This is a genomic window from Rhizobium sp. YTUHZ044, assembly GCF_051123975.1.
GTDB lineage: Bacteria > Pseudomonadota > Alphaproteobacteria > Rhizobiales > Rhizobiaceae > Rhizobium.
Genome location: NZ_CP101426.1, coordinates 2,253,145 through 2,269,396, shown reverse-complemented (window position 1 = coordinate 2,269,396; position 16,252 = coordinate 2,253,145). Strand labels below are relative to the sequence as shown.

Below are 16,252 nucleotides of genomic sequence, written 5' to 3'. Positions count from 1 at the left end.
AAGCGGCTTTCGGAAAAATGTGGCCCTCACTGCAAAAAAAGCCGGAAAAACCGCGAAAAAACGCTCCAGTTTCACCAAAGTGGTGGAGAAACATATAGCCTGGTAACGATTGCAAGGCTATGATGTGTGGCATCAATAAGCGCCATGTCATCATTTTGACTCATTGGTATCGAAATCAGGACACCATGTTCTACACCGCTACCTTGTATAGGTTGAACAGTCGGCGGTAGAGTTTATGTGCTTCACCATTGTGTTCGGCGGGGGTCGAACGGTGGAGAATTTGACATTGGCGCATAGCGTTTGCGGCTTGCGAGGGAGGTTCCCTCGCGGGGCCGCTTTGTGCGGTTTTTTTCGCGTAATTTTTTGAAATTGTTGTATAAAAATCACGTCCGTAGCGAAAGTTGCTCGCGCCGACCCACCGCGCATGTATCTCGAATTGCTTGATTGAGGCTTCTATGTGATGACGGTTTGGCGGTTCGATCGATCCGCACGCCGAGATGGCTGTTCAAACTGGGCCGGCTTCGAATTGACTACCCGATGAGACGTCAGCCCCGATCGACAAAGGAATGGATTGGTAAATGAACATCAGAATGGTTTTGCTCGCATCAGCAGCAGCATTTGCTGCATCGACGCCGGTTCTTGCAGCTGACGCTATTGTTGCTGCTGAGCCGGAACCGGTTGAATATGTTCGCGTCTGCGACGCTTACGGCACCGGCTACTTCTACATCCCCGGCACCGAAACTTGCCTCAAGATCGAAGGCTACATCCGTTTCCAGGTCGACGTTGGTGATCAGCCGCTCAATGGCTCGGCCAGCAACGATTCGGATTGGGATGCCAAGACCCGCGGTCAGGTTCAGTTCACGGCCAAGAGCGACACCGAGTATGGTCCGCTGACCGGCGTCATCGTCATGCAGTTTAATGCTGACAATGCCTCCGACCAGGAAGCTATTCTCGACTCCGCTTACCTCGACGTCGCGGGCTTCCGCGCCGGTCTCTTCTACAGCTGGTGGGACGATGGTCTTTCGGGTGAAACCGACGACATCGGCTCGATCGTAACGCTGCACAACTCCATCCGCTATCAGTACGAAAGCGGCGACTTCTACGCTGGTCTCAGCGTCGACGAACTGGAAGATGGCTTCTACAAGTCTGGCGAAGGCCCGAACAACGTCGGCGTTGCCTTCGGTCTCGGCGGCAAGGCAGGTGCCTTCAGCTACCAGCTCACCGGCGGTTGGGACTTCGACAACGAAGACGGCGCTATCCGCGCAATGGGTACGGTTGACATCGGCCCCGGCACGCTCGGCCTCGCTGCCGTATATTCTTCCGGCCCGAACTCCTACTACTCCGCAGCTGAATGGGCTGTCGCTGCCGAATACGCTATCAAGGCAACCGACAAGCTCAAGATCACCCCCGGCGTCCAGTACTACGGCGACTACTATGTCTCCGGCGACGACTTCAGCGGTGGTGATGCCTGGAAGGTTGGTCTGACGGTTGATTACCAGATCGTCGACAACTTCTACGCCAAGGCTTCGGTTCAGTACCTCGATCCGGAAGACGCTGACGACTCTACCTCGGGCTACTTCCGCCTGCAGCGTTCGTTCTAATCCACTTGGTGAGTGTCCCCGGTCTTCAGACCGGGGACGCTTCAATCAGTTTCTGATCCGAGTGACCTCCGATCAGCTACGGGGACGGGTCCGGTCTTCCCTGCCGGACCGTCCTTGCAGCGTTTTTGAGACGCGCTCTTGTGGCTGTCTTTCCGGAGCGTCATCCAGGTAAGCCGAACCGGCATGTTGTGTATCGCACGTCGGCATCCTGTCGGCCTTGCTTAAGGCCATGCTTATTCTCAAGAGAGTTTGGATTGACCGTTGGCCATTGATTGGCGTTGCCGCGACGGGTCGTGGAAAGAAAATCCAATACCGACAATGTGATTACAGCTTTGGTGGAGAGAGGATACAGCCCTTTCGGGGGGCGGCATTCATTCCTACTCTCGGACAGCTTGTTCGTATGGACGATCTCAACGACTATTATTATTTGCAGCCGTCGTCTCCAGCGGTGGTTTTGCTTCTGCAAGTCGCAATCTCAAAATACCGCGCTCAAAATTGAGCAGGCGGGTCAGCCGACTTGAGGATGGGCTTGGCGCACGGCTCATAGAGCGTTCGACCCGTCACTTCCGGGTGACAGAGATCGGTCAAGCTTTTTACGAAAGATGCCAGACCATTCTGCAGGAGGCCGACCCCGCCAAATCGATCGTCACCGAGGCTCAATCCGACCCGCCGGGCGTGGTGCGGACGGGCTGCCCGCTAGGTCTGGTCGACATTTCGGTCGGAGGTATCCTGCCTGAATTCCTCGAACGCTTTCCGAAGATAAAGCTGCAGATTATCGGCTCCGACCGCCGCGCCGACCTCATCAACGAATCGATCTTGAGGTGAGGGCGACCAGCGAGCCGGAGACACAGACGAGCCGGACGATGCGCAAGCTCGACCGGGCGCGGCGCGTTCTGGTCGCAAGTCCGTCGCTCATCGAACGTATCGGCGGTTGAAAATTGCGTCGACGAGCTCGCCGACCTTCCGACGCTGGCGATGACCCCGTGGGTGTCGTTCCATACCTGGGAGCTCATCGCTCCGAATGACGACAAACGGGTAATCCGGCATCAGCCGAGGTTGACCTGCCGCAGCGTGACCGCCATTCTCGATGCAGCGCTCGCCGGCCGCGGCTTCGGACTTCTGCTCGAAAGCGCGTGTGAGGCGGATCTGCAGGCCGGCGGGCTGGTGCGGGTGCTGCCGGAATGGCAGTCGGAAGAAAGCCAGTTCCATATCGTCTTCACAACCGCCAAGTGCATGCCGCCGGCGGTCAGAGTGCTCATCGATTTTGTGGTGGAAAAATCCAAGCGTCATTGACGACGAGGCGACAGCCTCAGTCTGGGACGCATCGCGCTATTTCAGCCGTGCCAACAGCCTTTCACCGCTCAGCTCCCTGACCGCATCCCTGCCGATCCAGCGGGCGGTTTTATCTGGACGTTCAGCCAACAGCTTCGCCAACCCCAGTGCCGGTCCATGGCAGGCGCGATTGCGCTTGCCGATGCTGCGCAGTGCCCAATTGACCGCCTTGCGTACGAAGTTGCGGGAATCGCCGGAATGCGCCTCGATCACAGGCAGCCAGGAGAGGATGGCCGTATCGGTAGCGCCCTTTCGATGTACGGCGGCGCCCGCGATCATGGCGAAGGCGGCGCGACGAACAAATTCGCGCTCGTCGGCAGCGAATTCAGGAATGAGCTCGTCCAGGCCCGCCTCGACGAAGAGATCGGCGGCGCAGTCGACGATTTCCCAGGAGTCGAAATCATGAGCCCAGTTTCTGGCTTCTTCCGGCGTCAGCCGCTTCGGCTCGGCGGTATAGAGAGCGAGCAGCCGAGCCTCGCGAATATTGCTTCGCCAGAGCTGCATTGCCCTGAGGTGATTCCTCTTCGCCAATCTGGCGACCGCCCTGATATCAGCATTGGAAATTCCGAGGGCGCGGTCGGTGACGATGCCGAATCGCGCCATTCCAGCGGCATTCTCCTCCGAGCGCAGCGTTTCGAGATGCGCGATCAGTTCAGCCGGATCGGAAGAGCGACCGATCATTTCTCAAGCCGGGCGAGCAGCGAAGAAGTGTCCCAACGATTGCCGCCCATCGCCTGCACATCGCCGTAGAACTGGTCGACGAGGGCGGTGACCGGCAGCTTGGCGCCGTTGCTGCGGGCTTCGGCGAGCACGATGCCAAGGTCTTTCCGCATCCAGTCGACCGCGAAGCCGAAATCATATTTGCCGGCGTTCATGGTCTTGTGGCGATTTTCCATCTGCCAGGAGCCGGCCGCGCCTTTCGAGATTACCTCGACGACCTTTTCAATATCGAGGCCGGCGCGCTTGCCGAAGTGCAGCGCTTCTGAAAGCCCCTGGACGAGGCCAGCGATGCAGATCTGGTTGACCATCTTGGTAAGCTGTCCGGAGCCAGCTGGCCCCATCAGGCCGACCATACGCGCATAGGCGTCGATCACCGGCCGGGCTCTCTCGAAGACAGCTTCATCGCCGCCGCACATGACGGTCAGCACTCCGTTTTCGGCGCCGGCCTGGCCGCCAGAGACCGGAGCGTCGATGAAATCCACACCCTTTTCCTTTGCCGCGGCATAAAGCTCGCGGGCGACCTCGGCGCTGGCGGTGGTGTTATCGATCAGCACCGAACCCGGCTTCATGCCGTGCAGGGCGCCGTTTTCGCCTGAGGTGACCGAGCGGAGATCGTCGTCATTGCCAACGCAGACGAAGACGAAATCGACACCTTCCGCTGCCTCGGCCGGAGTGGGGGCGGATTTGCCGGAGAATTTCTCGGCCCAGGCAGCAGCTCTTTCGGCCGTGCGATTGTAGACGGTGACATCGTGGCCGCCCTTTGTCTTCAGATGACCGGCCATGGGGAAGCCCATGACGCCGAGACCGATGAACGCGACTTTAGCCATATGTTCCTATCCTTATCCAGAGTGAGAGGCCCTGAGGATTAACTGAAACGGCGCAAGCAGAAAAGCCGTGAAGACGGACTTCCTTTTGATTGCTTCTTTGAGGCTGGTCGCCGATCGGCCGAGCCCTAGATGGAACGAAGCACAATGTTACTGGGGGTGACATGAGCGAAATTCCAAGAATCGAGCCGCGCCGCAAAGGCCGCAGCGGCACGCAGGCGATGCTTATTCCGTCTCAGAAGATGGTCGCAGAGCAGATTCGGTTTGCGCCTGAAGGTGTCCTTACCGAGGCTGGCGTTCTGCGCCGCCGTCTCGCTGCCCAATACGGAGCGGACGCCTGCTGTCCGGTGACGGTGCAGCGGCATTTGCGTGCGATTGCCGACCTGTCCGTCGGTGAACTGGAGAAGGGCGAACCACCTTCGATGGTGACGCCCTATTGGCGCATCGTCGATCCGGCGAGCCTGCTTGCGAAACGTCTTGCCGGCGGTCCCGCCGTCATTCACGAGCGGCTGGCCGCCGAACGCCGGGGGAAGTAGCGGGCAAGGCGAGGGCGAGGAACTGCTTCCAATAGCGGTTCCGGGCACCATTTCACCAGGCGCCGCTGCTATCTTTCTGGGGCATCTGCGGGGTGGTGGCCATGTCAGGCGTGTGTCCGCTCGCCAAGAGCGGGCTTGCCAGGCTTTCAACAATAAATTCGGCCGCAAACAGATCTTCGCCGGCGCAGCAGCCATGGCGGCAACCTGAAAGTCGCCTCGGGCTCATGATCGCAGATGCATGTATCGCCGGAAGCCGTCTGCGGCTTTCGGCGTTTCTGTGGTTAGCCTCGTGGCTGGCGAGTAGGGATTATTCATAGCGGATCGGCTATGATGGCCGTATTCGTATCCTTTCGATTGTTGTATCAATTGACGGGTTGGCAATACATTATTCGTTCGATTTGTCGCGTTCTGTTCGTAGATTGACATACGTATACCTCCATGGATACAGGTATATTCATAGCTTTACGGGTATGGGTCTTCAATGTCGAACGTTCAGGACGTGCTCTTCAGGACGCTTGCGGATCCCACCCGGCGCGCGCTTTTCGAGCGGCTGTGCCGGGAAGGGGAGAAGACGGTCGGGGCGTTGACGGCGCAGGCCGGGGTCTCGCAGCCGGTCGTTTCGAAGCATCTCGGGCTGCTGAAGCAAGCCGGCCTGGTGCGCGACCGTCATGAAGGGCGGCAGACGCATTATAGCGCGCAGCTCGGAGCGCTTGCGCCGCTCGTCGACTGGACGAGCGAGATGGCCGGCTTCTGGCAAAGCCGCTTCAATGCGCTCGAAGATTTGTTGAAGAGGATGGATCAATGACAGACATATCGACCGAAACGCGTTCCGTCGTCATCGAGCGGGAAATGCCTTTTCCAGCGGAAAAGATCTGGCGGGCGCTGACCCAGCCGCACCTGATCCAAGAGTGGTTGATGGAAAGCGACTTCAGGCCGGTCGTCGACCATCACTTCAACTTCAACGCCGATTGGGGCGCCGTCGACTGCCGAGTTCTGGAAGTCGAACCACACAAGACCCTCGCTTACAGCTGGGGCGCCTATGGCCTCGAAACCGTCGTGACCTGGACGCTCACCCCAACGGGCGCGGGTACGCATCTGCGAATGGAGCAGTCGGGTTTTCGGGCGGATCAGCGGCAGGCCTATGGCGGCGCCAGGAGCGGGTGGCCGCAATTCTTCGACAAGCTGGAACAGGTGTTGACGCGGGTTGACTAATCCATTGGCGGCGGCCGGTCGGGCTCGTTCAAGGAGGCTTCATTGAACCGGAACAACTGGTGTCGGCAGGTCCACCGTTGGCTGTCGATTGCCTTTACGCTGGTCGTCATCGTCAATATCATCGCCATGGTGCAGGAGAAGTCGGCGGTCTGGGTTGGGCTCTTGGCGTTGCTGCCGTTCGGCCTGTTTGTGCTGCCCTTGCCGCGAAACGGCGCGTGGGATGCATCGGCGGATAGGAGGTGATCCATGGCGGGCAAAACGTCGCAGGGTGCGGAGAAAGTCATGAAAGAGACTGCCAAACCGGCGGTCGCCGCGCCGAAGCTTCTGTCGGGCGGCAACCCGCAAATCCCCAAGGGTTACGGCGATGCGCCCGTGCAAGCCTATATCGCCGCCATGCCGGACTGGAAAAGTGAGATCGGGCGTCGCCTCGATGCGCTGATCAGCAGAACCGTGCCCGGCGTCTGCAAGGCGATCAAGTGGAACTCGCCCTTTTACGGCATGGAAGGGCAAGGTTGGTTCCTCGGCGTCCATTGCTACGCCAGCTATGTCAAGGTGGCTTTCTTCAAGGGTGCGTCGCTGCATCCCCTACCGCCAGGCGAGTCCAAGCAGAAAGAGGTGCGCTACCTCGACATATGCGAGGACGACCCTTTCGACGAGGCGCAGATCGCCTCCTGGGTAGAGCAGGCGAGCCGTTTGCCGGGCGAACGGGTGTGAGGTTTTGATGCGCGGCGATGGGAGAACGATAAATATGAAGAAGACGACGGCCACCATGAAGAAAATCGATTCCGAGGAAGGGACCGGGCAAGCCTCTCCCTCTCAACTGATTGATGCGAGGATCGAGGAACTCAAGGATTGGCGCGGCAACGTGCTCGCGCGGGTCCGCGCGCTCATCAAGCAGGCCGAGCCCGAAGTGGTCGAGGAATGGAAATGGCGAGGCGTTCCGGTGTGGGAGCACGCCGGCATCATCTGCACCGGTGAGACCTATAAGAGCGTGGTCAAGCTTACCTTCGCCAAGGGAGCCTCGCTTGAGGATCCGAAAAGCCTTTTCAACTCCAGTCTCGACGGCAACACCCGGCGGGCCATCGACCTTCATGAAGGCGACGAGATCGACGAGGAGGCGCTGAAGGCGCTCATTCGAGCCGCCGCGGCGCTAAATGCGTCGGTGCGGGCGGCCGGTTCGCGGAAGAAATCAAGCAGCGTGTGACGCTTCATCCGGCCGCGTTAGTGAATTGGGCTTGCCTCGCGTTCGAGAAAGAGTTCGAGATTGGTGAGGCCGATTTCTGTGCCCTGAAGGCGGGCGCCGTTGTCGGCGTAGCCGTCGAGGAAAACCACTTGCTCGGTGAAGACCATTCTGGTTCCGCTGGCTTCGGTGTCGAAGGCGACGGTGACGAGCGAGGCTGAGATGCGGCTTTGCCCGAGCTTCATCTCATAGGCATAGATGATGCGAGTATCCGGGACGATATCGATGTAGTGGGCGTCATAGGCGTGCAGAAGCCCCTCGGTGTCGGCGGTATAGTTCCTCTCTGTACCGCCCGGCCTGAAATCGAGCGCGTATTCTATGGGTACCCATTCGCCGTGGCAGGCAAACCATTGCCGCTTGGACTCCGGCGTCGACCAGGCGCGGAAGACCCGGGCGACGGGTGCCGTCAGGCGGCGTTCTATGACGAAGGTGGCATGTTCGGCAGATCGTATCGTCATTCGGGGAGTGTCTCCGGCTCATCGGCGAGAAATTGATCCAGCCCGTCAAAGGCGGCGGTCCAACGGGTCTTTCGCTGTTCCACCCAGCGTTCGACAGCGGCGAGCGCATCCTGCTGCAGCCGGTAGGTCCGCACTCGGCCGGATTTTTCGGAGAGGACGAGCCCGCTCTCCTCCAGCACCTGCAGATGTTTCATCACCGTCGGCAGGGCGACGGCGAGCGGAGCGGCCAGTTCGGTGACCGAGGCCGGGCCGCGGCCGAGCCGGTCGATCATGCCGCGGCGGCTGCGGTCGGAAAGCGCGTGGAACATGCGGTCGAGATCCGCCTGGCTTTCGATCATTCCGCTTCATCCCGAAAGCGGGCGGGCAGTCTGTCGTGATAGGGATAGAACTTGAAATAGGGGCGGGCCTCTTCCAGCGCCCTGGCGAAGGACGGGCGCGCCAGCAGCCGCTCGTAATAGGCGCGAAGCTTCGGCTGATCTGATGAAAACGCAACCAGCGTCTCGGCGTAGAAGAGAGAGGGGGCTGCGGCGCAGTCGGCCATGGTGAACGCTTCGCCGGTTATCCAAGGGCTTTCGCCCAGTTGTTTTTCGATCATGGTATAGGCCGTGGCCAGCGTCGCCCGGGAAGCGGTCATCTCGATTTCGTCCGCCTTGCCTTCAGGGCGGCGGCGATTGCTGACCAGCGTCTGCATCGGCATCTGGACATAATGGTCGAAGAAGCGGTCCCAGAGACGGACCTGCAGTGCCCGGTCGATCTCCAGCGGCAGCAGGGGCACGGCGCCGGGATAATAGTGATCGAGATATTCGATGATAATCGAAGTCTCGGGGATGGTGCTGTCCCGGGCTTCGTCGCGGAGCAGCGGCATCTTGCCGATAGGCCAGAAGCGAAAGAGATCGGCGCGTGAGGCCTCGTCGGACAGATCGACGATACGGTTCTCAAAGGGGGTCTCGTTTTCATAAAGCGCGATCAGCACCTTGTGGCAGAAGGAGGCGAGCGGATGCCCATAAAAGACGAGCGACATGCGGCGACCTTTCCTGTCTGGCTGAAAACTTTGCCGACTGACTAACTATCAGGTCCGCAGGCATCGCGCAACAGATAGTTCACCGATCGTGAAACTATTATCTTCAGCCGATGTATCTGGCGATCACCAGATGGCCCGGCGTCGGCTGTCCGTCTTCCATGCGCACGTTGATGTCGGATATCTCGACAAGCGCGAAACCGGTGGCCGTCAGCCGTTCTCTCACATAGGCGTCGGCATGGGCGAAGCGCTGGTGTGGTCCAACCATGTAGGGGCGGCCGGCAAGCAATTCGTCAGGCAGGGTCTCCGAGGAGAAAATGAACAGGCCGCCCGGCGTCAGATTTTCGGCGGCGCCGAAGAAGAGCGGTTCGAGCGCGCCGAGATAGGGCAGCACGTCTGTGGCGGTGATGAGGTCGAAAGCGTCCTCGTCATTGTCGTCGAGAAAATCCTCAACCTCGGCGACGAAGAGCGTCTCGTAAAGATCTTTTTCGTGGGCGATCTCGACCATCTTCTCCGATATGTCGATGCCGGTCATGTCCTCGCACAGCTCGCGCAGCGCGCCGCCTGTGAGACCGGTGCCGCAGCCGAGATCGAGCAAACGCTTGAACGGCCCGAGCTTCAATGCCTGCAGGCGCTGGCGCACCAGCATCGGCACGTGATAGCCGAGTTGCTCGACGAGCACGTCCTCGAAGACCTCGGCATGCTGATCGAACAGGGTCTCGACATAGGCGTCGGGCGCCTTGACCGGGGTTTCGCCGCGGCCCATCGCCGCGATGCGCACGGCGGCTCCGCCGTGGTCCTCGGGATCGATCGCCAAAACGTCCTCGTAGGCCGCTACGGCCGCCTCGACATCACCTGATTTCTCCAGCGCCAGTGCACGATTGTAGGCCTCGGCAAGGGCTTCTTCGTCGATCTTCTTTGCCATCGCGGTGCATGTCCTTCTGTTTCAGGCATGGCTCTACGGCGGCTTTCGAAGTTTTGCAATGGCGCGGCAACAGGCGCAGAATGGCCAAAAAGAAGACGATGGGAGGAAACGCCATGAAAGCGGAGCACGACGGGGTGCCACCGGCAAGGAAAGAAGGGGGCGAGCGCCCCTTTCTGCTGCCCACGACGCCGGGCGAGATCACCAATACGCTCAGCCATTATTACCGCGGCGAACTCGGGCGGATGACGAGCTGGCGCGACCGCATCGACCGGACGTCCAACTGGGCGATCACCGTGGTCGCGGCGCTGCTTTCGGTGTCGTTGTCGACACCAAGCTCGCATCACGGCGTGTTGTTGTTCGGCGTGATGCTGATTACGCTGCTTCTGATGATCGAGGCGCGGCGCTACCGCTTCTTTGATATCTACCGCGCCCGAATCCGGCAGGTCGAGCGCTGTTATTTCGCGCAGATCATGGCGCCGAACGCTGCGGCCGGCAGCGAATGGGCCGCGGTGATTGCCAACAGCCTGCGTCATCCGCGCTTTCTGCTCAGTTATGGAGAAGCGATGCATCGGCGGCTCAAACGCAATTACGGCTGGATGTATTTAATCCTGCTGCTTGCCTGGTGCCTGAAGATCTCGACGCCAAAACTGCAGACGGAGGGCGCGCCGGCGCTGCAGGCGCAGTCCTGGGCCTATGTCATCGACAATGCCGTGCTCGGGCCACTCCCCGGCCTTGCGGTCATTTCGATCGTCGTCACCTTTTACCTGGGCATGCTCTATTTCGCCCTGCGTCCAGACCGGGACGAAGGCGAATTCGGCCATGGCGAGGCGCACGTGTGATCAATGCAGGATGAACTCGCCCTTCAACGCCCGCCACTCTGTCGCCGAGATCAGCTTGCGGTGGACGTAGCGCACTGAATGCAGCGGCCCGTCGAGCTTCTCCTGCCAGAATTTAAGGAAGCCCCGCATCTCGGGAAAATCGGGTGCCAGATCATAATCCTGCCAGACATAGGTCTGCAGGATCGTCGGGTGATCCGGGAGGTGGTAGAGGATCTGGGCGGTCGTCAGACCGTAACCCTGCAGTTGCTTTTCCATGTCCTTGTGCATCGTATTCAGCTTCTTCTCGTTCCCACTCGCGCTTTATTAGCGCCACGTGAAATGGAAGCACGCGAATGGTTAACGCAAGCTTAACAGATACGTTGCGAAGGAAGTATTGTTTTTTGTTTTCAACGGTTTGGCAGCATGATAATACGAGTGCTGCCACGCTTCTTTAGCAATCCCAAAACCGCGATACACTTTTGCCCTTCATGCTCAGCGCTTGAGATGCCGCGTCAGTCGACGCTCGATCCAGGCCCAGAGATGGCGTAGCGCCTCGACAATGGTGAGGTAGAAGATCGCTGCCCAGAGATAGGTCTGGTAGTCGAAGGTGCGGGAGAAGGCGTAACGGGTTTCGCCCATCAGATCGAGGACGGTGATGATGGCGACGACCGCCGAGCCTTTGATCAAAAGGATGATCTCGTTGCCGTAGGGGCGAAGCGCCACGATGAAGGCCTGCGGAAGGATGATCTTGCGGAAGGCGATGGTCTTATGGATGCCGAGGGCTGCTGCTGCTTCGCGCTGGCCGTGCGGCACGCTTTCGATCGCGCCGCGCAGAATTTCCGCCTGATAGGCCGCCGTATTGATCGTCATGGCAAAGAGGCCGCAATACCAGGCTTCGCGGAAAAACCACCAGATGCCAACGGCTTCCAGCTGCGGGCGGAAGACGCCGAGGCCGTAATAGACCAGGAACAGCTGGGCAAGCAGCGGCGTGCCGCGGAAGAAATATATATAGCCATAGGCGAACCAGTTAAGAGCCCGGTTCTTCGACAGCCGGGCCATGGCGAGCGGCAGGGACAGGATGGCGCCGCAAACGACGGAGATGGCAACCAGACTGAGGGTTACCCAGAGTCCGTGCAGATAACGCGGTCCGTAGCGAGTGAATTTGTCCGGATCCCAGCCATTGATGACGGTGAAGATCAGCAGCGCGGCAAGCAGAGCCCAGACCGCAACGAAGACGTAGCCGCACAGGCGTGCCACTGTGACCGGCTTTGCCACCTCGCGGGGCGCAGGCTGCGGGGGGATCAATGTCTCAGCGTAGCTCATCGGCGGACATCCGAACGTTTGGCCCAGCGGTCGACATAGATAAGCAGGAAGGAGGAGAGAATGGCGAGCACCAGATAGAGACAGCAGGCAATGCCATAGAAGAAGAACGGCTCCTTGGTCACCCGCACTGCGACGCTCGTCTGGCGCAGGATATCGGCAAGGCTGATGATCGAGACGTAGGAGGTGTCCTTCAGGAGCACCATCCAGAGGTTCGTCAGACCGGGAAGGGCGATGCGAACGAGTTGCGGCAGGATGACGAGCCGTAGCGTGCGGCCGCGATGCAGGCCGAGCGCATCTCCTGCCTCATATTGGCCCTTGGGAATGGCGCGGAAAGCCGAAAGCAATACTTCCGAGCAATAGGCGGAGAAGACAACCGACAGAGCGATCACGCCGGCCAGGAAGGCGTTGATCTCGACCGGCGGCCCGACATAGCCGGCAAGCTCCAGAAGAGACTGGATGAGCATCTGCATGCCGTAATAGATGATGAAGAGCGTCAAAAGCTCCGGCAGGCCGCGGAAGATAGTCGTGTAAATGCCGGCCGCCAGCCGCAGCGATTTTTCTTCCGACTGCTGGCCGAGAGCCACGAGGAAGCCGATGACGAGGCCGATCGGCAGGGTGACGATCGCCACCGATACGGTGACCTGCAGGCCAAGGGCGATCTCGTCGCCCCAGCCGGTGTCGCCACAGGCTAGGATCGTCGACGGACCCAACCAGGTGAAGATGCCGACGGGTCCGCATAGCGGATCGAAAATGTGCACAAGTGAGCTCCAGAAGGAGCCGAGCGCGGAAAACAATCCGCCCATGCGTGAATTCCCCTCACGGCTTTTGCCGTTTTGATCTTGCCACCTTTGTCAAACAAAAATGGCGGAAGAGCAAGCCTTCCGCCATTCGCTTGATCGGCCAGATACCGAATTTCTTATTCGCCGTAAACGTCGAAATCGAAGTACTTGTCCTGGATCTTCTTGTACTCACCGCTGGCGCGGATCGCAGCGATCGCGGTGTTGAGCTTTTCCTTCAGCGGGTCGCCCTTGCGGATGGCGATACCGGCGCCGTTGCCGTTGATTTCCTTGTCGACCGGCAGGGTCGTCAGGATCTTGCAGCAGGCACCGGCGTCGGACTTGACCCATTCGGAGAGAACGACGACGTCGTCGATGACAGCATCGACACGGCCGCTGGAAACGTCGAGCTTGTATTCGTCGGCCGTGGGGTAGAGCTTCAGCTCGGTGTCGGCGAGGTGCTTCTCGGCGTAGTTGGCATGCGTCGTGGAAGTCTGTGCGCCGATCACCTTGCCCTTGAGGCCGGCAACGTCAGTGATCTTCGAATCCTTCGGTACGGCGATGGCCGGAGGGGTGTTGTAGTACTTGTTGGAGAAGTCGACGAGCTTGAGGCGCTCGGGCGTGATCGACATGGAGGAGACGATCATGTCGAACTTCTTGGCGTTCAGCGCCGGAATGATGCCGTCCCAATCGGTGCTGACGAAGGAGCATTCGGCCTTCATCTCGGCACAGAGCGCCTTGGCGATATCGATGTCGAAGCCCTGGATGGTGCCGCTGGCATCGACAAATTCGAAGGGCGGATAGGTCGAATCGGTGCCGATCACGTATTTCTCGCCATCGGCCATGGCGGAGCCGGCAAAGAGCGACATTGCCGCGAGCGAGGCTGCCGCGAAGATACGGGTGGAGATATGCATGAGGATCCTCTCTGTTGGTAGCCATCGCGCTTTTTTCTCTTGGGCTGACGGCTGCTGTTCAACGGTGACGGGCACCGCCTTGCGGCGATAATCAGACTTTTTTTCATGGAAATGCAACAGAAATTCCCGGGCTATTCGCGGCGCAAACAGCAGGCGAGATGAACGGCGGCAGACCGCTACATTCACCTGAGGTTAATCCCCGGCTTCCTAGAACCGGAACAAATCGGCGGGTTGGCGCTTTGCCATTTCGCCGTTTCGCCTCAATGCGACGCTAGGGGCGGAACTAGGGCCTGTCGGCCTTCAGGAAGCTCAAACAGGATCGAGGAAACCCGATGGGCAAGAAATCAAGATTGTTCGCAAGCGCGGCTTTTCCGCTGCTTTCCCTCTCGCTGGCGCTGCAGCCGGTGTCGGCGATGGCCGCCGTGCGCGGCGCTGAGACGCAGGCAGCCCCCGCGCGGCAAGTCGAACAGTGGAGCTTCGAAGTGGCGCAGGATGCGCCCGAGGATGCACCTTCCGAAGAAGAGCTGCTGAAGAAGAAAAAGCACAAGGAGAAGCAGGAGGCCCCAGCCGAACAGGCGCCAGCCGCCGAGAAGCCAAAGGAAGCACCTGCGGAAAAGCCGAAGGCCGAAGCACCCAAGGAGGCTCCGGCGCCTGAACCCAAGGCCGCGCCCGAACCCAAGGCAGCACCCGAACCCAAGGCCGCGTCACCGAAAGCCGAGGCGCCGAAAGAGGCGCCGGCGGAACAGCCCGAAAGGAAGCCCGCGCGGAAAGCCAAACAGGAGGCTCAGCCCGAGGCAAAGCCGGAGGCCGCGCCGCAGCAAGAACAGCAGCCGGTAACGCAGGAAAAGCCGAAAAGACCCAAGAAGCCTGAGGCTCAGCAGGCCGAGCCCGAGGCGCAGCAGCCAGCCGCAAAGGAGGCCCAGCCGCAAACGGAGCAGGCTGCACCTGAGGCCAAGCCGGAAGGAAAGCAGCGCCCCCGCGATAAAGGCAAGGGCAAGGCCGAGACAGCCGCTCCCGAGGCGGTGACGCCGACCGAAGAACAGGCCAAGCCCGAAGCCAAGCCGGAGGCAAAACCCACAGCCGAAGCGCCGGCCGAAAAGAAGCCCGCAGCCGGCGAGACTGTGGCGCCCGCAGATAAAGCGAGCCAGGACAAGGCGACCCAAGACAAGGCGACCCAGGACAAGGCCGTTGCCCCGGAAGCCGCTCCGGCCGAAAAACCGAAGGAAGGCATGGCGGCGAAACCTGCAGGCGAACAGCCCGCCGGCGAACAGCCGACAGCACCCGCCACTGGCGCGGCCCAGCCGCTGCCTGAAGCCAGCGGCGGTCAGCAGGCGGAGCAGGCCATTCCCGCGCCTGAAAAGGTTTCGCCGGAAGAGCTGCAGCGCCGCAAGAAGATTGCCGAAGATCCGGCCAAGAGCAACGAGACCGTTGTCCTGCCGGTTGAAAACGGTGCGGCCGTGCTCGACAGCGATAAGGATGCCGACCGCAGCAAGGGCAGGGAAGTCCGCCGCGACCGCGACAAGATGCGCGCCGAGAGCAAGGACTTCAAGGTGCCGACCTCTGATGCCGAGGCGCAGGCCGCCACCGCGGATAGGGCACCGACGGTCAAGCTCGAGGCGGTGACTAGCGAGAAAGGAACCAGACTCGACGCCCGGCCGCAATTCGTTCGCCCGGACGGGGCGCGTGTCGACGACCAGACTGACGACAATCGCGTGATCATTCAGTACAACAATCAGGTGATCGTGCGCAGCGACGACGACAGGCGGTTCCTGCGCGACGGCGAACGGCCGATCTACGAAGAGCTCCCGGGCGACCGTTACCGCGAGACGATTGCGCGACCGGAGGGTTACCGCATCGTCACGATCCGCAACCGCTACGGCGACATCATCCAGCGGTCGCGCGTCGATGCCCGCGGGCGTGAGGACGTTCTCTACTATTCGCCCGATCTCTATGAGGATCCGGACCGCGACTATTTCGAGGATGCGGGTGCCGACTTGCCGCCGATGCGGCTGCGCGTGCCACTCAACGAATACATCATCGATACTCGCAGCGATCCGGACAGGGACTATTACGAGTTCCTGAGCGAACCTCCCGTCGAGCCGGTGGAGCGTGTCTATTCGCTGAATGAGGTGAAGTATTCTGCTCGTATTCGCGACAAGGTCCGCCGAATCGATCTTGATACGATCACCTTTGCGACCGGCAGCGCGGAGATCCCGATGACCCAGGCGCGCACATTGCGTAAGGTCGCCGACGCGATCAGCCAGGTGCTGAAGAAAGATCCGAGCGAGACCTTCCTGATCGAGGGCCATACGGATGCTGTCGGTTCCGACCAGAGCAACCTGGTCCTCTCCGACCAGCGGGCGGAATCGGTCGCCAATGTGCTCTCCGACGTCTATGGCATTCCACCGGAAAACATGGCGACGCAGGGCTACGGCGAACGTTACTTGAAGGTCAACACGTCGGGCCCCGAACAGGAAAACCGCCGCGTCACCATCCGCCGCGTCACTCCGTTGGTGCGTCCGGTCGCCGCCAACCAGTAGCTGCTTCCGCCCCTC

The 16,252-nt window shown here is 60.3% G+C and carries 19 protein-coding genes and 1 pseudogene; 10 read left to right on the top strand and 10 right to left on the bottom strand.

Features of this window, described 5'->3' with window-relative positions; genetic code table 11:
• The first annotated feature begins 578 nt into the window (after positions 1-578).
• Positions 579-1,601 (top strand): porin, encoded by a 1,023-nt coding sequence (locus tag NL154_RS11310; RefSeq protein ID WP_210631020.1) that lies wholly within the window; start codon positions 579-581, stop codon positions 1,599-1,601.
• Positions 1,602-2,001: 400 nt separating this feature from the next.
• Positions 2,002-2,894 (top strand): annotated as a pseudogene (locus tag NL154_RS11305) (LysR substrate-binding domain-containing protein).
• Positions 2,895-2,930: 36 nt separating this feature from the next.
• Here NL154_RS11305 and NL154_RS11300 read toward each other — a convergent pair.
• Positions 2,931-3,614: a DNA alkylation repair protein gene (locus tag NL154_RS11300; protein ID WP_434734062.1), complete on the bottom strand. Its 684-nt coding sequence runs from the start codon at positions 3,612-3,614 to the stop codon at positions 2,931-2,933.
• Entirely contained in the window at positions 3,611-4,480 is an 870-nt protein-coding gene (locus NL154_RS11295) for an NAD(P)-dependent oxidoreductase (RefSeq protein WP_210631022.1), read from the bottom strand. The genes NL154_RS11300 and NL154_RS11295 overlap by 4 nt, the downstream gene beginning before the upstream one ends.
• Before the next feature lie 161 nt (positions 4,481-4,641).
• Here NL154_RS11295 and NL154_RS11290 point away from each other — a divergent pair, with 161 nt between their 5' ends.
• The 6 genes from NL154_RS11290 to NL154_RS11265 all read left to right on the top strand — a co-directional run bounded on the left by NL154_RS11290 (position 4,642) and on the right by NL154_RS11265 (position 7,429).
• Complete coding sequence (locus NL154_RS11290) at positions 4,642-5,013, top strand: hypothetical protein (RefSeq protein ID WP_434734061.1); 372 nt, start codon at positions 4,642-4,644, stop codon at positions 5,011-5,013.
• Between the two features lie 481 nt (positions 5,014-5,494).
• Positions 5,495-5,818, top strand: a complete 324-nt coding sequence (locus tag NL154_RS11285) for an ArsR/SmtB family transcription factor (RefSeq protein WP_011425688.1) — start codon at positions 5,495-5,497, stop codon at positions 5,816-5,818.
• Positions 5,815-6,225 (top strand): SRPBCC family protein, encoded by a 411-nt coding sequence (locus NL154_RS11280; RefSeq protein ID WP_434734060.1) that lies wholly within the window; start codon positions 5,815-5,817, stop codon positions 6,223-6,225. The genes NL154_RS11285 and NL154_RS11280 overlap by 4 nt, the downstream gene beginning before the upstream one ends.
• Before the next feature lie 42 nt (positions 6,226-6,267).
• The gene (locus NL154_RS11275) at positions 6,268-6,468 is read left to right on the top strand and encodes a hypothetical protein (protein ID WP_434734059.1); all 201 of its coding nucleotides are present in this window, start codon (positions 6,268-6,270) and stop codon (positions 6,466-6,468) included.
• Between the two features lie 3 nt (positions 6,469-6,471).
• Positions 6,472-6,939, top strand: coding sequence for a DUF1801 domain-containing protein (locus tag NL154_RS11270; protein ID WP_434734058.1), 468 nt, complete (start codon positions 6,472-6,474; stop codon positions 6,937-6,939).
• 34 nt (positions 6,940-6,973) lie between these two features.
• Entirely contained in the window at positions 6,974-7,429 is a 456-nt protein-coding gene (locus NL154_RS11265) for a DUF1801 domain-containing protein (protein WP_434734085.1), read from the top strand.
• Between the two features lie 17 nt (positions 7,430-7,446).
• Here the strand turns inward: NL154_RS11265 and NL154_RS11260 are convergent, their stop codons facing one another.
• From NL154_RS11260 to NL154_RS11245, 4 genes are all read right to left on the bottom strand, one after another.
• Positions 7,447-7,923 carry an SRPBCC family protein gene (locus NL154_RS11260; protein WP_221147577.1) on the bottom strand — a complete coding sequence of 159 codons (477 nt, stop codon included), beginning with the start codon at positions 7,921-7,923 and terminating at the stop codon, positions 7,447-7,449.
• A complete protein-coding gene (locus NL154_RS11255; RefSeq protein WP_210631028.1) occupies positions 7,920-8,261 on the bottom strand; it encodes an ArsR/SmtB family transcription factor in 342 nt (113 codons plus the stop codon). Before NL154_RS11255 ends, NL154_RS11260 begins: the two co-directional genes overlap by 4 nt.
• The gene (locus NL154_RS11250; protein ID WP_221155833.1) at positions 8,258-8,944 is read right to left on the bottom strand and encodes a glutathione S-transferase family protein; all 687 of its coding nucleotides are present in this window, start codon (positions 8,942-8,944) and stop codon (positions 8,258-8,260) included. Before NL154_RS11250 ends, NL154_RS11255 begins: the two co-directional genes overlap by 4 nt.
• A gap of 103 nt (positions 8,945-9,047) precedes the next feature.
• A complete protein-coding gene (locus NL154_RS11245; protein ID WP_210631030.1) occupies positions 9,048-9,866 on the bottom strand; it encodes a methyltransferase in 819 nt (272 codons plus the stop codon).
• A 113-nt stretch (positions 9,867-9,979) separates the two neighbouring features.
• Here NL154_RS11245 and NL154_RS11240 point away from each other — a divergent pair, with 113 nt between their 5' ends.
• Positions 9,980-10,705: a DUF2270 domain-containing protein gene (locus tag NL154_RS11240; protein ID WP_434734057.1), complete on the top strand. Its 726-nt coding sequence runs from the start codon at positions 9,980-9,982 to the stop codon at positions 10,703-10,705.
• Here NL154_RS11240 and NL154_RS11235 read toward each other — a convergent pair whose 3' ends face one another.
• The 4 genes from NL154_RS11235 to NL154_RS11220 all read right to left on the bottom strand — a co-directional run bounded on the left by NL154_RS11235 (position 10,706) and on the right by NL154_RS11220 (position 13,697).
• Positions 10,706-10,972: an usg protein gene (locus NL154_RS11235; protein WP_011425678.1), complete on the bottom strand. Its 267-nt coding sequence runs from the start codon at positions 10,970-10,972 to the stop codon at positions 10,706-10,708.
• A 204-nt stretch (positions 10,973-11,176) separates the two neighbouring features.
• On the bottom strand, positions 11,177-12,007 hold the full coding sequence (locus NL154_RS11230; protein WP_210631032.1) for an ABC transporter permease: 831 nt from the start codon (positions 12,005-12,007) through the stop codon (positions 11,177-11,179).
• A complete protein-coding gene (locus tag NL154_RS11225) occupies positions 12,004-12,810 on the bottom strand; it encodes an ABC transporter permease (RefSeq protein ID WP_221147580.1) in 807 nt (268 codons plus the stop codon). Before NL154_RS11225 ends, NL154_RS11230 begins: the two co-directional genes overlap by 4 nt.
• A gap of 113 nt (positions 12,811-12,923) precedes the next feature.
• Positions 12,924-13,697, bottom strand: a complete 774-nt coding sequence (locus tag NL154_RS11220) for a transporter substrate-binding domain-containing protein (RefSeq protein ID WP_210631034.1) — start codon at positions 13,695-13,697, stop codon at positions 12,924-12,926.
• A 332-nt stretch (positions 13,698-14,029) separates the two neighbouring features.
• On the opposite strand from NL154_RS11220, the gene NL154_RS11215 reads away from it, so the two are divergent.
• Positions 14,030-16,237 (top strand): OmpA family protein, encoded by a 2,208-nt coding sequence (locus tag NL154_RS11215; protein WP_434734056.1) that lies wholly within the window; start codon positions 14,030-14,032, stop codon positions 16,235-16,237.
• The last annotated feature ends 15 nt before the right edge of the window (positions 16,238-16,252 follow it).

Excerpts from the sequence above, each read along its gene's own strand:
- NL154_RS11310 (WP_210631020.1), top strand. The coding sequence starts at position 579 with ATGAACATCAGAATGGTTTTGCTCGCATCAGCAGCAGCATTTGCTGCA.
- NL154_RS11300 (WP_434734062.1), bottom strand. The coding sequence starts at position 3,614 with ATGATCGGTCGCTCTTCCGATCCGGCTGAACTGATCGCGCATCTCGAA.
- NL154_RS11295 (WP_210631022.1), bottom strand. The coding sequence starts at position 4,480 with ATGGCTAAAGTCGCGTTCATCGGTCTCGGCGTCATGGGCTTCCCCATG.
- NL154_RS11290 (WP_434734061.1), top strand. The coding sequence starts at position 4,642 with ATGAGCGAAATTCCAAGAATCGAGCCGCGCCGCAAAGGCCGCAGCGGC.
- NL154_RS11285 (WP_011425688.1), top strand. The coding sequence starts at position 5,495 with ATGTCGAACGTTCAGGACGTGCTCTTCAGGACGCTTGCGGATCCCACC.
- NL154_RS11280 (WP_434734060.1), top strand. The coding sequence starts at position 5,815 with ATGACAGACATATCGACCGAAACGCGTTCCGTCGTCATCGAGCGGGAA.
- NL154_RS11270 (WP_434734058.1), top strand. The coding sequence starts at position 6,472 with ATGGCGGGCAAAACGTCGCAGGGTGCGGAGAAAGTCATGAAAGAGACT.
- NL154_RS11265 (WP_434734085.1), top strand. The coding sequence starts at position 6,974 with ATGAAGAAGACGACGGCCACCATGAAGAAAATCGATTCCGAGGAAGGG.
- NL154_RS11260 (WP_221147577.1), bottom strand. The coding sequence starts at position 7,923 with ATGACGATACGATCTGCCGAACATGCCACCTTCGTCATAGAACGCCGC.
- NL154_RS11255 (WP_210631028.1), bottom strand. The coding sequence starts at position 8,261 with ATGATCGAAAGCCAGGCGGATCTCGACCGCATGTTCCACGCGCTTTCC.
- NL154_RS11250 (WP_221155833.1), bottom strand. The coding sequence starts at position 8,944 with ATGTCGCTCGTCTTTTATGGGCATCCGCTCGCCTCCTTCTGCCACAAG.
- NL154_RS11245 (WP_210631030.1), bottom strand. The coding sequence starts at position 9,866 with ATGGCAAAGAAGATCGACGAAGAAGCCCTTGCCGAGGCCTACAATCGT.
- NL154_RS11240 (WP_434734057.1), top strand. The coding sequence starts at position 9,980 with ATGAAAGCGGAGCACGACGGGGTGCCACCGGCAAGGAAAGAAGGGGGC.
- NL154_RS11235 (WP_011425678.1), bottom strand. The coding sequence starts at position 10,972 with ATGCACAAGGACATGGAAAAGCAACTGCAGGGTTACGGTCTGACGACC.
- NL154_RS11230 (WP_210631032.1), bottom strand. The coding sequence starts at position 12,007 with ATGAGCTACGCTGAGACATTGATCCCCCCGCAGCCTGCGCCCCGCGAG.
- NL154_RS11225 (WP_221147580.1), bottom strand. The coding sequence starts at position 12,810 with ATGGGCGGATTGTTTTCCGCGCTCGGCTCCTTCTGGAGCTCACTTGTG.
- NL154_RS11220 (WP_210631034.1), bottom strand. The coding sequence starts at position 13,697 with ATGCATATCTCCACCCGTATCTTCGCGGCAGCCTCGCTCGCGGCAATG.
- NL154_RS11215 (WP_434734056.1), top strand. The coding sequence starts at position 14,030 with ATGGGCAAGAAATCAAGATTGTTCGCAAGCGCGGCTTTTCCGCTGCTT.